General features: G+C 67.7%; 11 protein-coding genes. 8 read left to right on the forward strand and 3 right to left on the reverse strand.

The window, feature by feature from the left end; genetic code table 11:
* The first annotated feature begins 2 nt into the window (after nt 1-2).
* Both AC0662_RS03125 and AC0662_RS03130 read left to right on the forward strand, forming a co-directional pair.
* Nucleotides 3-182, forward strand: a complete 180-nt coding sequence (locus AC0662_RS03125; protein ID WP_478298142.1) for a hypothetical protein — start codon at nt 3-5, stop codon at nt 180-182.
* Nucleotides 179-964 (forward strand): GNAT family N-acetyltransferase, encoded by a 786-nt coding sequence (locus tag AC0662_RS03130; RefSeq protein WP_452198639.1) that lies wholly within the window; start codon nt 179-181, stop codon nt 962-964. Before AC0662_RS03125 ends, AC0662_RS03130 begins: the two co-directional genes overlap by 4 nt.
* Here the strand turns inward: AC0662_RS03130 and AC0662_RS03135 are convergent.
* Both AC0662_RS03135 and AC0662_RS03140 read right to left on the reverse strand, forming a co-directional pair.
* Nucleotides 961-1,539, reverse strand: coding sequence for a GNAT family N-acetyltransferase (locus AC0662_RS03135; RefSeq protein WP_478298144.1), 579 nt, complete (start codon nt 1,537-1,539; stop codon nt 961-963). The two genes, AC0662_RS03130 and AC0662_RS03135, sit on opposite strands and share 4 nt — an antisense overlap.
* Nucleotides 1,536-2,330: an SGNH/GDSL hydrolase family protein gene (locus AC0662_RS03140; RefSeq protein WP_478298147.1), complete on the reverse strand. Its 795-nt coding sequence runs from the start codon at nt 2,328-2,330 to the stop codon at nt 1,536-1,538. The genes AC0662_RS03135 and AC0662_RS03140 overlap by 4 nt, the downstream gene beginning before the upstream one ends.
* A 42-nt stretch (nt 2,331-2,372) precedes the next feature.
* Between AC0662_RS03140 and AC0662_RS03145 the strand changes: the two genes are divergently transcribed.
* The 6 genes from AC0662_RS03145 (at nt 2,373) to AC0662_RS03170 (ending at nt 11,083) form a co-directional block, all read left to right on the forward strand.
* Nucleotides 2,373-5,333 carry a sacsin N-terminal ATP-binding-like domain-containing protein gene (locus AC0662_RS03145; protein WP_478298149.1) on the forward strand — a complete coding sequence of 987 codons (2,961 nt, stop codon included), beginning with the start codon at nt 2,373-2,375 and terminating at the stop codon, nt 5,331-5,333.
* 250 nt (nt 5,334-5,583) lie between these two features.
* Complete coding sequence (locus AC0662_RS03150; RefSeq protein ID WP_452198646.1) at nt 5,584-7,425, forward strand: ABC transporter substrate-binding protein; 1,842 nt, start codon at nt 5,584-5,586, stop codon at nt 7,423-7,425.
* Complete coding sequence (locus AC0662_RS03155) at nt 7,422-8,516, forward strand: ABC transporter permease (protein ID WP_452198648.1); 1,095 nt, start codon at nt 7,422-7,424, stop codon at nt 8,514-8,516. The genes AC0662_RS03150 and AC0662_RS03155 overlap by 4 nt, the downstream gene beginning before the upstream one ends.
* Before the next feature lie 5 nt (nt 8,517-8,521).
* On the forward strand, nt 8,522-9,397 hold the full coding sequence (locus tag AC0662_RS03160) for an ABC transporter permease (protein ID WP_452198649.1): 876 nt from the start codon (nt 8,522-8,524) through the stop codon (nt 9,395-9,397).
* Nucleotides 9,390-10,199: an ABC transporter ATP-binding protein gene (locus tag AC0662_RS03165; protein WP_452198650.1), complete on the forward strand. Its 810-nt coding sequence runs from the start codon at nt 9,390-9,392 to the stop codon at nt 10,197-10,199. Before AC0662_RS03160 ends, AC0662_RS03165 begins: the two co-directional genes overlap by 8 nt.
* Nucleotides 10,196-11,083, forward strand: coding sequence for an ABC transporter ATP-binding protein (locus AC0662_RS03170; protein WP_452198652.1), 888 nt, complete (start codon nt 10,196-10,198; stop codon nt 11,081-11,083). Before AC0662_RS03165 ends, AC0662_RS03170 begins: the two co-directional genes overlap by 4 nt.
* On the opposite strand, the gene AC0662_RS03175 is transcribed toward AC0662_RS03170, so the two are convergent.
* On the reverse strand, nt 11,080-11,853 hold the full coding sequence (locus AC0662_RS03175; RefSeq protein ID WP_452198654.1) for a class I SAM-dependent methyltransferase: 774 nt from the start codon (nt 11,851-11,853) through the stop codon (nt 11,080-11,082). The genes AC0662_RS03170 and AC0662_RS03175 overlap by 4 nt on opposite strands.
* Nucleotides 11,854-11,892: the final 39 nt, after the last annotated feature.

The following is an 11,892-nucleotide window of genomic DNA, read 5'->3' on the forward strand; positions in this document are numbered from 1 at the left end:
GGATGGAACCGCTGAACCTGATGGTCTCGCTCAGTCACTTCGCCAACGACAACCGAGACAACCAACACGGCCTGAGCGACCCCGCCGGCCGCAGCCGCCCCACCAAGCCGGCCCGCGGTCACCGCAGCTGGCGGGTCCTGATCACGGCGCTGCACCTGCGTCGTGTCAGAGTCCTCCCGTGACGGATACCTTGAAGACCGCCTTGCTGGCCGTGTACGACGAGCAGTTGCGCGGGACGAGCGAGAGCGCGGACGTGCCGACCAGCACGGACGGCCCGGTGCTGCGGGTCGAGTACCCGAACCGTGGGTTCGTCAGCTACCGCTCGCTCGACGGTCTCGACAGTGCCGAGGTCGACGCCCTGATCGCCCGCCAGCGCGACTACTTCGCGGCGAAGGGCCAGGCGGTCGAGTGGAAGCTGCGCGGGCACGACCAGCCCGCCGACCTGCCAGACCGGCTGCGCGCCGCGGGGTTCGTACCCGAGGAGCAGGAGACCGTCCTGGTCGCGGAGAGCGCCGACATTGTGGAGCGGCTGCGTGGCCGCGAGTCGGTCGACGGCGTCACGATCCGGCTGGTGCACGATCGCGCGGACTTCGAGCGGATCGCCGCGATGGAGTCGACGGTGTGGAACGACGACTGGTCCTGGCTCACCGACGATCTGGTACGCCGGCACGCGGGCGGCGCGGACGTCTTCGTCGCGGAGGTCGACGGGCAGGTGGTGTCCGCGGCGTGGGCCGTTTACAAGAACGGCACCGAGTTCACCGGTCTGTGGGGTGGCTCGACGCTGGCGGAGTGGCGCGGCCGAGGAATCTACAAGGCTCTCGTCGCGGTCCGCGCGGCGCGCGCCGTCGAGCTCGGCTACAAGTACCTCCACGTCGACGCCTCCGACGACAGCTCCCCGATCCTCCAGCGCCTCGGCTTCCTCGCGGTAACCACGACCACGCCGTACGTCCACACTCCGGCTTAACGCGCTGCGCGGTACAGCGAGTAGTGGGTGGGGCCGTGGTGGGGGAGTTCTAGTTCGGCGGTGACGGTGAAGCCGAGGGACTCGTAGAAGGTGACGTTGGTGGGGTCCTGAGTTTCGCAGAAGGCTGCGGAGTGGGTGGCGTCCGCGGCGGTCAGGCCGGGTTGGATGACGGCTCGACCGAGGCCTCGGCGTTGGTACGACGGATCCACCGCGGCCAGTCCGAGGAACCACACCGGCGTCTGCGGCCGGAAGATCGCGGCCGCCTGGTCGTACTCCGCCGTGATCGCGGCGCGGGTGCCGGAGATCTCCCGGAAGGTGTCCGCGAGCGGCGCGAAGACGTCTCGGGACGTGGTCGGCGTCGTCCAGACCGACACCGCGCTGACGTCGTCGGTGACCCAGATCCGCCCGTGGGGGAGACCGATCTCGGTGACGAACAGGCGGTGGTACGCCGTCAGCCGGTCCTCGTACCCGTCAGGGTCGAGACACGCGCGCGTCATCGGGTAGTCGGCGAACGCCCGGCAGAGCGTGCCAACGATCGCGTCCACGTCGGCATGCGTTGCCTCGCGGACGGTCACGTCCGGAGCACCTCTAGGACCAGGTCGGCCACAGCGCGCATGCCGGCCGCGTTCGGGTGGTACGGCACGAAACCACCGAGATTCGGCGGCAGCATCGTGAACCCGGTCGTCCACGGCTCGGCCGACCCGATCGCATGGTCCAGCGAAGCCGCCGACGCCGCCACCAGCTCGGCGCCGCTCGCCGCGGCCGCCTTCGCGAACGCACCCGCCAGCCCGTCGGCCATCATCGCGATGCTCGGCAACTGCTCCTCGTTCAGCGGTACGTCGAGCCGCGGCCGGGTAGCCGGTCCGACGAGACTGAGGTAGTCGACGAGCACGATCCGCGCCTCCGGCGACCGCTCGCGAGCGCGCTCGACGACGGTCGTCAGCGAGTCGGCGACGGTCTGGTACGACGCCTCGTCCTTGAGGTAACTGACCCGCGCGCGGATCCGGTTCGCGACGCGGCGCCCGAAGATCGTGGCGGGCTTGGCGAGCGTGTTGAGGAAACTCCCGCGCAGGAACGTTCCGACGTACTCGAGGTCGTTGCCGCCGACGGTGATCGTGACGAGCGCGGTGTCCGGGGTGAGCGCGTCGAGTTGTGGCGGCGCGTCGTCCTGCGGGGTGTCGAGCACATGCGCGGTGGTGGCGCCGGAGTACGTAACATCGGTGAGGTCGAGGCTAAGTTCGGCCGCGACCAGGTGCGCGTAGTTGCTGCCTGACCTCCCGGCCGGTGGATGCACGATCGGGCTGATCCCCGGTCCCGCCGCGAACGAGCTGCCCAACGCCACATACCGACTGCCGGAAGCGATCACCGGGCCACGATAGCCGGAGATCCGGTACGAGATACTGCCCCGGTGACTGACGACGTGTTCGGTACGACGGGGATTCGCGAGCGGGTTCTGGCTGGTTGGGCGGCGGCACCCGTGCGGTTCCGGGAGGACGCGAACGCCGAGGAGGAGCTGGCCCTCGGTGGGTACGTCGACCGCCTCGTGATCGAGCTAGCCCAGAACGCGGCCGACGCGGCGGCGCGGGCAGGCGTGCCGGGACGCGTGCTGTTCGAGTTCCGCGGCGACACGCTCGTCGTCGCGAACACCGGCGCCGCGTTGAACGCCGACGGTGTGCAGTCCCTCGCGACGCTGCGGGCCTCGGCGAAACGCGACGATCCGCACACCCAGGTCGGCCGGTTCGGTGTCGGCTTCTCCGCCGTCCTCGCGGTGACGGACGAGCCAGTCATCCTCTCGCGCACCGGTGGCGTGCGGTTCTCCAAGGCCGACACCGCGGCGGCCATCGCCGACCTGGGATCGCTGGACACCGAGCTTCGCCGCCGCGACGGTCAGGTGCCCGTCCTCCGCCTTCCGTTCGAGGCCGATGGCGAACCGCCCGCCGGCTACGAAACCGCCGTCATGCTCCCGCTCCGCGACGAGGCTGCGGTCGCTCTCGTACGCCGCCTGCTCGCCGAGGCCGACGACGCGCTGCTGCTGGCCCTTCCCGGTCTGGCCCGGATCGAGATCGAGACCGACGAGACCCATCGAGTCCTCGAGGACGCCGAGTCCCGCTGGCACATCCACCGTGCCGAAGGCGTGTTCGACTCCACCGAACGCGAACAACTCTTCGCGGATCGCCCGACCGAAGAACGCTCCCGCCCCACCTGGTCGGTCGTCTGGGCGCTGCCCCGCACCGCAACCGAAGACCTGCCAGGCGTTGTGCACGCGCCCACCCCGACGGACGAGCCGCTCTCGCTCGGTGCGTTGCTTCTAGCAACCTTCCCGCTCGACTCCACCCGACGGCACGTCGCCAAAGGCCCGTTGACGGATCGCCTTGTCCAGCAGGCCTCGACGGCGTACGGCGAGTTGTTGCGCCAGCGCGCCGACGACGGGCAAGACGTGCTGCATCTGATCCCGACCGGTCTCGCGGCGGGTGCGCTGGACCGGGCGCTCCGCGACGAGATTCTCGCAGTACTGCCGGACATCCAGCTCCTGCGAGCGGTCGAGGACGGGACCGCCTTGCGGCCGCGCGACGCCGTGCTCGTAGAGGGCGCTGACGACGCCTTCAACGCGGTGCTCGCGCCGCTCGTACCGGGTCTGATCCGAGCCCGTCGCGAGGACCGCCTCGCGCTGGATGCCCTGCGGGTACGACGACTTGAGCTGGCCGAGGTCGTGGATCAGCTCGGGGGAGAGGAGTCGCCCGACTGGTGGCGCACCCTCTACGCGTCACTGTCCACGATGGTGACCGATCCACTGATCAGAGAGTCGCTCGGCACCCTCCCGATCCCACTCGCCGACGGCAGATTGGTCCGCGGCGCCCGCGGCGTGCTGCTCCCCGGACCAGAGCTCCCGGTCGACACCCTCGCGGCCTTCGGCGAGTACGGCGTACGCGTCGTCCACCCCGACGCGGTGGATCCCGCGCTGGAGCGACTCGGCGCCATCCCCGCCACTCCACGATCGCTGCTCGAAGACAGCGCCGTCCGCACCGCCGTCGAGCACTCCGCCGACGCGGACGACCCGGACGCGATCGCCCACGCCGTCCTCAGTCTCGTCGCCGCCGACCCTTCCCAGGCCGACGGTCTGTGGTGGCTTTCCGACCTCGTACTCCGTGACGCCAACGGCGACCTCGTGCCCGCGAACGCCTTGGTGGTCAAGGGTTCCGACGCCGAGGCCGTCCTCGACGCCGACGAGGTCGCACCCGTCGCCGCGGACGTCCTCGACCGCTACGGGCGACCGGCGCTCGAGGCGGTCGGCGTCCTCGCGACCCTCGGCATCATCACCGTGTCCGACGTCGCCCTCGACCAACTCCCCGAAGTCCTCCAGGACCTCGACGCGATCGAGGACTGGGCGTACGACGTCGCGCCCGACGGATCCCGGTACGGCGCGACCGTTGGCGAGCTGCTCGCCATCCGCGACCTCGACTGGATCACCGACGACAGCTGGCCGAAAGTCCTGGAATTACTGGGTTCTTCGCCCGAACTGCGGCGCGCGCTGGTCACTCAGGTCCGCGTCGTCGGGCCCGACGACCGGCCGCTCGGCGTCCCGTCGTACGCCGCCTGGTGGATCCGGGAGCACGTCGTACTCGACGACGGCGAACCGCTGGCCGGACGGGCGGATCCGGACGCCGAGCCGGTGCTCGCGAGCTTCCTCGACGAAGCACCCGAATGGACGGCCGGCCTCGATCCAGAGGTCCGAACGGCGGCCGGGCTGGTCCGCGAGGTCGGCGATCTGGACGCCGACGGCATCGGTCTCGTGCTCGAGCGGTTGTCCGATCCGGAGCGCGAGGTCGACGAGGTCGCGATCCTGCGGCTCTGGAACCGGCTCGGCACCCTCGCGCTGTTCCCCGGCGACGCGCCCGCGCAGGTCCGCGTGCTCGGGACCGACGGCGTCACGCGGGTGACCGATGTCGACCGGGCGGTCGTCGTCGACGCGCCGATGTGGATCCAGCGGACCGACCTCGGTGGGTTCGTGGTCGGGTCCGGGGCCGCCGCGGACGGGCTGAGCGACCTGTTCGACGTTCCGCTGGCCCAAGAAGTTGCTGAGGGCAAGATTGACGGGACCGGCGCGGAGGCCGACGTACCGGCGATCGTCCGGGAACTGGTACCGGAGGTTCCTCCGGTGTGGTGGGAGCACGAGGAACTGACCGTCGACGGCGTCGAGGTCGACTGGTGGGTGGATGCGGACCGGACGCCGCACGCCGCGACCTTCGACGGTCTCGCCAAGGCGCTCGCCTGGGCCGCCGGCCGGTGGGACCAGCGGCATGTGATCCGTGCGGTTCTCAACGAACCGGACCGCAGTGTGGAACTTCTTCTCGACGCCGTCCACGACTGACCGGAACCGGCCGCGGGGCCCGAAGATACACGCTTCGTGACCGTACTTGGAAGCGTTTCCGCGTACGGCGTCACGGAGAGCGAGCCAACGTTGTCAAAGGTTGGTATATCGACTGATCTGCGGATATGACCTCGAAGTTTCAACGTGGCAATGAACTCTTGCCAACGTTGTCAGGCCTACTTATAGTCCGTGGCACCTCTCGGTCGGTGATCAGCCCGCCCGCGCAACGGAAACGGAGGTGACATTCGTCATGAACGAAGCACCGCGCCCACAATTCGAAGACGTCGAGGATGTCATTCGGTACCAGTTGAGTCGACGAAACATGCTCGGAGGAGGCGCGGCCGTCGCGGCCACGGCGTTCCTGTCGGCCTGCTCCGGTGGCGGCTCGTCGTACTCCGACAAGCCGGCGGGCAACAACAAGCCGGTCGCGACCAAGTCGATCCAGATCGGCAAGGCCAACATCCCGGTGCCCCGGGACCAGACCGTGATCGTCGGCCAGGTCGAGTACACGGTCTTCGACAGCTTCAACGGGATGATCCCGAACGGGTCGCCGTCCGGCGCCGGCGTGGAGCTGAGCACCGAACCGCTGTTCTTCCTCAGCTTCGCCACCGGCAAGCTCACGCCGTGGCTGGCGACGGAGTACAAGTACAACGACGCCTTCACCGAGCTGACCCTCAAGTTCGACCCGAAGGCGCACTGGAACGACGGCCAGCCGCTGGGCGCGAACGACTTCAAGTTCACGGTGATGCTGCTGAAGGACCGCCCGGACCTCTTCGGGGGTGGCGGTGACCTGAAGGAGTTCGTCAAGTCCGTCGCCGTTCCGGACCCGCAGACCGCGGTGGTCACGTTCCTGAAGCCGGCGCCGCGCTTCCACTACAACTTCATCGCCGCGATCTCCGGTGCTCCGAACAACATCATGCCGGAGCACATCTGGAAGTCGCAGGACCCGACGAAGTACAAGGACAACCCGCCGGTCCGCAGCGGTCCGTACAAGCTGAAGCAGGCGATCCGGAACCAGAAGATGTTCATCTGGGAGAAGGACCCGAACTACTGGAACAAGGACAAGCTCGACGTCAAGCCGCAGTACGTCGTCTTCCAGAGCACGTCGAAGCAGCTCGACCAGGCATCGCTGGCCTTCGAGCGGGCCGAGTTCGACGTCGGCTCGGTCGACGAGCAGCACGCCAAGCAGCTGCGGAACACCGGCTACCCCAACCTCGTGACCACGCAGTTCCACGACCCGAACCCGCGCGTGTTCTGGCTGAACTGCGACCCGAGCCGCGGTGTGATGGCCGAACCGAAGATGCGCTGGGCGATCAACTACTGCATCGACCGGGAGAAGATCGGCAACTCGATCTGGCCGGTGAAGGTGCCGCCCGCGCAGTACCCGTGGGCGGACTACCCGACCAACGACAAGTGGAAGAACGACGACCTCGCGAACAAGTACAAGTTCGAGTTCAGCCCCGACAAGGCGACGCAGATGCTGGACGAGATCGCGCCGAAGAACGCGGCCGGCAAGCGGACGTACAAGGGCAAGGAGATCAACCTCGAGATCATCACGGTCTCGCCGGTCGACGGCCCGGAGTACGCGATCGCCAACCTGCTGAAGACCCAGCTCGCGAAGGTCGGCGTACCGTCCACCGTGCGCAGCCTCGCCGGGAGCGTCCACGACGACAAGTTCCAGCGCGGCCAGTACGACATCGACTCCAACTGGGCCGGCTTCGCGATCGACCCGGTGCAGCTGTACACCGACTGGACCAGCGACAAGTACCAGCCGGTCGGCAAGAACTCGGCCGGTAAGAACAAGATGCGGTTCCGCAACCCCGAGTTCGACAAGATCGTCGAGCAGCTGGGTGTGCTCAACCCGGATTCGCCGGACGCCAAGCCGCTGCTCGACAAGGCGCTGGAGATCTACTTCCAGCAGATCCCCTTGCTCGCGTCGATCCAGACCGGCTACCCGTCGTACTTCAACACGGCGTTCTGGAAGGACTGGCCGACCGACGACGACCTGTACGAGGTGCCGCTGAACTGGTGGCCGCACTTCATCTTCGTGCTCGGCAAGATCAGTGCCACCGGGCAGAAGGGACCGGCGTGACGGCGGAAGCCCCGCCTGCGGTAGTCACCGACAAGAGCCAGGACTCCGCACCCGCTTCGGGGGTGCGGGCCTGGCTGTCGCGGCATCCGCTGGCGGCGTACGCCATCCGGAGATTCGGGCTCTACCTGGTGGAGCTGTGGGGCGCACTGACGATCGCGTTCTTCTTCTTCCGGATGATGCCCGGCGATCCGGTCCAGACGCTGATCCAGACGCTGCAGCAGAACTATGTCTACAACGCGCAGGCCAGTGCCGAACTGATCGCCCGGTACCGGCACGAGTTCGGGCTCGACGGGAACCTGCTGACCCAGTACTTCAAGTACATGGAGAAGCTGGTCCTGCACGGCGATCTCGGGCCGAGCCTGATCAACTACCCGACCCCGGCGCAGACGGTGATCCTGCGGTCGTTGCCGTGGACAATCGGTCTGCTCGGCATCTCCGCCGTCATGGCCTGGATCCTCGGTGTGGTGATCGGCGCGATCGCCGGCTGGCGGCGCGGCAAGCTGGGTTCCGCGATCGCCACCAACCTGTCGATCGCGCTGTCGCACGTGCCGTACTTCTTCGTCGCGCTGATCCTGGTGTACGTCTTCGCGTACACGATGGGACTGTTGCCTGCGAGATCGGCGTACGACTCCAACATCAATCCCGGCATCAGTCTGGCGTTCATCGGCAGCGTCCTGAAGTACGGGTTGCTGCCGGGGTTGTCGATCGTGATCATCGGGACGTTCAGCTGGATCCTGTCCACCCGGATGCTGATGGTGCCGATTCTCGGCGAGGACTACCTGGTGTACGCCGAGGCGAAGGGCCTGAAGAGCTGGCGGATCCTGACCCGGTACGCGCTGCGGAACTGCTACCTCCCGCAGATCACCGCGTTCGGCATCTCGCTGGGCTTCATCTTCAACGGCAACGTGCTGGTCGAGCAGCTGTTCAACTACCCCGGACTCGGCACCACGCTGGTCACGGCGATCCAGCAGCTCGACTTCAACACGATCCTCGGGGTCACCGACATCGCGATCTTCTCGGTGCTGACCGCCGTCCTGCTCCTCGACCTCCTGCTCCCGCTGCTTGACCCGCGGGTCAAGTACTGGAAGTGATGACGATGAGACTCATGACCGCGGTACTGCGGACGATCCGGAACAGCCGGCGACTCGCGACCGGGCTGACCATTCTCGGGCTGCTGGTGCTGCTCGCGCTGCTCAGTCCGCTGATCGCCAAGGCCATCGGTGGTGGCCAGGACCCGATCGAGCTGGCGGCGTACGACAAGTGGCTGGTGCCGGGACCGAAACATCTGCTCGGCACCGACCAGTTCGGCCGGGACGTGTTCGCGATGGTGGTGAAGGCGCTGTCGGTCTCGCTGCAGATCGGTGCGATCGCCGGCGTGATCTCGACGGTCGCCGGTGTGATCGTCGCGTTCGTCGCCGGGTACAAGGGCGGCTGGATCGACAACATCCTCTCCACGTTCACCGGCATCCTGCTGGTGATCCCGACGTTCCCGTTGCTGATCGCGCTGTCGGCGTACGCGAAGAACGTCAGCCTGTTCCAGGTCGGCCTGATGATCTCGATCTTCTCCTGGCCGTTCGCCGCGAAGACGATCCGCTCCCAGGTGCTGAGCCTGCGCACCCGGCCGTACGTCGATCTGGCGCGGGTCAGCAAGGCCCGTGACCTGGAGATCATCGTCACCGAGCTGCTGCCGAACCTGCTGCCGTTCATCGGCGTCGGGTTCGCGTCGTCGGCACTCGGCGCGATCTTCGGCCTGGTCGGCCTGGAGATCATCGGTCTCGGGCCGGGTGGCGTGATCGACCTCGGGCAGATCATCTTCAACGCGATCGGCACCGGTGCGCTGACACTCGGCGCCTGGCCGATGTTCGTCGTACCGATCGCCCTGCTGACGTTGCTGTTCGCGGCGCTGAACATGGTGAACATCGGGTTGGAAGAGGTCTACAACCCGCGGCTGAGGGGAGTGGCCGGTGAATAACGTTCTCGAGGTCAAAGGGCTCGAGGTCGCGTACTCGACGAACCGTGGTGACGTGAAGGCGGTCCGCGGGATCGACCTCGACGTGCACCGCGGCGAGATCCTCGGGATCGCGGGCGAGTCCGGCAGCGGTAAGAGCACCCTCGCGGTCGCGCTGCTCCGGCTGCTGAAGCCGCCGGGCAAGGTGACCGGTGGCTCGGTGATGTTCCACCCGGCCGGCCGCTCGCCGGTCGACCTGCTCAAGGTGAACGGCGAGGAGCTGCGGGTACTGCGCTGGAGCGCGCTCTCGTACCTCCCGCAGGGCTCGATGAGTTCGCTGAACCCGGTGATGCGCGTCGAGGACCAGTTCAAGGACGTGATCCTCGAGCACGCGCCGGAGCGCAAGGAGTCCGTCGGCGAGATGATCCCGCGGCTGCTCGGGCAGGTCGGGCTGGAACCGCGGGTCGCGCGGATGTACCCGCACGAGCTGTCCGGCGGGATGAAACAGCGCGTGCTGATGGCGATCGCGGTCGCGCTCGAACCGGACCTGGTGATCGCGGACGAGCCGACCACCGCACTGGACGTGACGATCCAGCGGGTGATCCTGCAATCGCTGGCGGACCTGCGGACCGACTTCGGCGTGACGCTGATGGTGATCTCGCACGACATGGGCGTGCACGCGCAGCTGGTCGACCGGGTCGCCGTGATGTACGAGGGACGGCTCGTCGAGGTGGGCGACGTACGGCAGGTCTTCAAGGACCCGCAGGATCCGTACACCCGGCAGCTGATCGACTCGATCCCGCAGGTCGGACGGAGGGCGTCATGAAGTCGGAGCTCGAACTCAGGGGCGTACAGCAACGATTCCATGCCCGCGGGGTGGCCGACGGGTACGTGACGGCGGTGGACGACGTGAGCTTCAGCCTGGCCGCGTCGCCGCCGCAGATCGTCAGCCTGGTCGGCCAGAGCGGCAGCGGGAAGAGCACGATCGCCCGCAACGTGCTTGGCCTGCAGAAGCCCACGGCCGGGACGGTGCTGTACGGCGGCAAGGACATCTTCAAACTGAGCCGGGCCGAGTACGACGCGTACCGGCGCGACGTACAACCGGTGTTCCAGGACCCGTACGCGATCTTCAACCCGTTCTACCGGGTGGATCGCGCGCTCTGGAAGGCGGTGAAGAAGTTCAACCTGGCCGACACAAGGGAGAAGGGGCTGGCGCTGATCGAGGAGTCGTTGCGCGCGGTCCGGCTGGAGCCCGAGAACGTCCTCGGACGGTACCCGCACCAGTTGTCCGGCGGTCAGCGGCAGCGCATCATGCTCGCTCGGGTGCACATGCTGAAGCCGTCGTTCATCATCGCCGACGAGCCGGTGTCGATGCTGGACGCCCAGGTGCGCAAGCACTTCCTGGACATCCTGCTGGACTTCCAGCGTGAGCACGGGATGACGACGCTGTTCATCACCCACGATCTGTCGACGGTGTACTACCTCGGCGGCGAGGTCATGGTGATCACGAAGGGCCAGATCGTCGAACGCGGCCCGGTCTCGTCGGTGATGCACGAACCGTCGCACGCCTACACGAAGCTGCTGCTCGACTCGATCCCGCAACCCGACCCGGACCAGCGCTGGACCAGCCGGATCGCGGTCGACGAACTCGACCAGGTCGACGACAACACGCCCGCGGACACGACGCAGCCGGAGGTCCCGATCATCTAGGGGCGCTGTCCCGACGTACACAGGAACTGGTAGAACCACGCGCCGAAGGCCGGGTCGGTCATCAGCTCGCGGTAGCGGACGAGTTCCTCCGGGGTGGCACCGACGGCCAGCAGCTGCGGTTCGACCTGCTGGTTGAGGTTGCGATGCAGCAGGCAACCGTGGGTGCCACCCGTCGTCGTCTCGGAGTACTCCAAGGTGTGCACGTCGACCAGGCCGGCGGCGGTCATGCGGGACCCGGTACCGCCGGCCCAGCTGAAGCTGATGCCGCCGGCCGGGCTGACGACCTCGTGCGACAGGTACTGGATGCGCGCCCAGAGTGCCTCGTCCTCGGCGCTCGGCGTGGTGATCGGATGCAGCCGACGGCCGGTGAAGTCACCGATCACGATTCGCCCCCCGGGCGCGAGCGCGTTCACGAGGTCGGCGAAGACCTGCTCGCGTTCCGGGAGGTGCACGAGAACCAGGCGCGCGTGGATCAGGTCGAAGGTCCCGTCCACACCGAGGCCGTTGCGGAGGTCGTGCTGCCGTACGACAACGTTCGGTGCCATGTCCGTGAGCTGGCTGGTGTCGATGTCGACGGCAACGACCTCGGCGGTGCGGGCGGCCAGCCAGTTGGCGATCGCGCCGGAACCGGCGCCGATCTCCAGGCAGCGGGCCGTGGGGGAGAGGGGGCGCCGTTCGAGGGCCCAGCGGGTCGGGGCGTCGAGGATCGCACCGAGGTGATCGAGATGGTCCTGGCCGAGTTCACTGCCGGTGTCGAAGAGGTAGTTCATCCCAGCAGCGTCGCGTGATCCCGCGACCAGGCGCATCCG

This window comes from Kribbella sp. NPDC043289, from assembly GCF_056436705.1.

Coding starts and splice junctions, on each gene's coding strand:
- AC0662_RS03125 (WP_478298142.1), top strand. CDS start 3: ATGGAACCGCTGAACCTGATGGTCTCGCTCAGTCACTTCGCCAACGAC.
- AC0662_RS03150 (WP_452198646.1), top strand. CDS start 5,584: ATGAACGAAGCACCGCGCCCACAATTCGAAGACGTCGAGGATGTCATT.
- AC0662_RS03160 (WP_452198649.1), top strand. CDS start 8,522: ATGAGACTCATGACCGCGGTACTGCGGACGATCCGGAACAGCCGGCGA.
- AC0662_RS03170 (WP_452198652.1), top strand. CDS start 10,196: ATGAAGTCGGAGCTCGAACTCAGGGGCGTACAGCAACGATTCCATGCC.
- AC0662_RS03175 (WP_452198654.1), bottom strand. CDS start 11,853: ATGAACTACCTCTTCGACACCGGCAGTGAACTCGGCCAGGACCATCTC.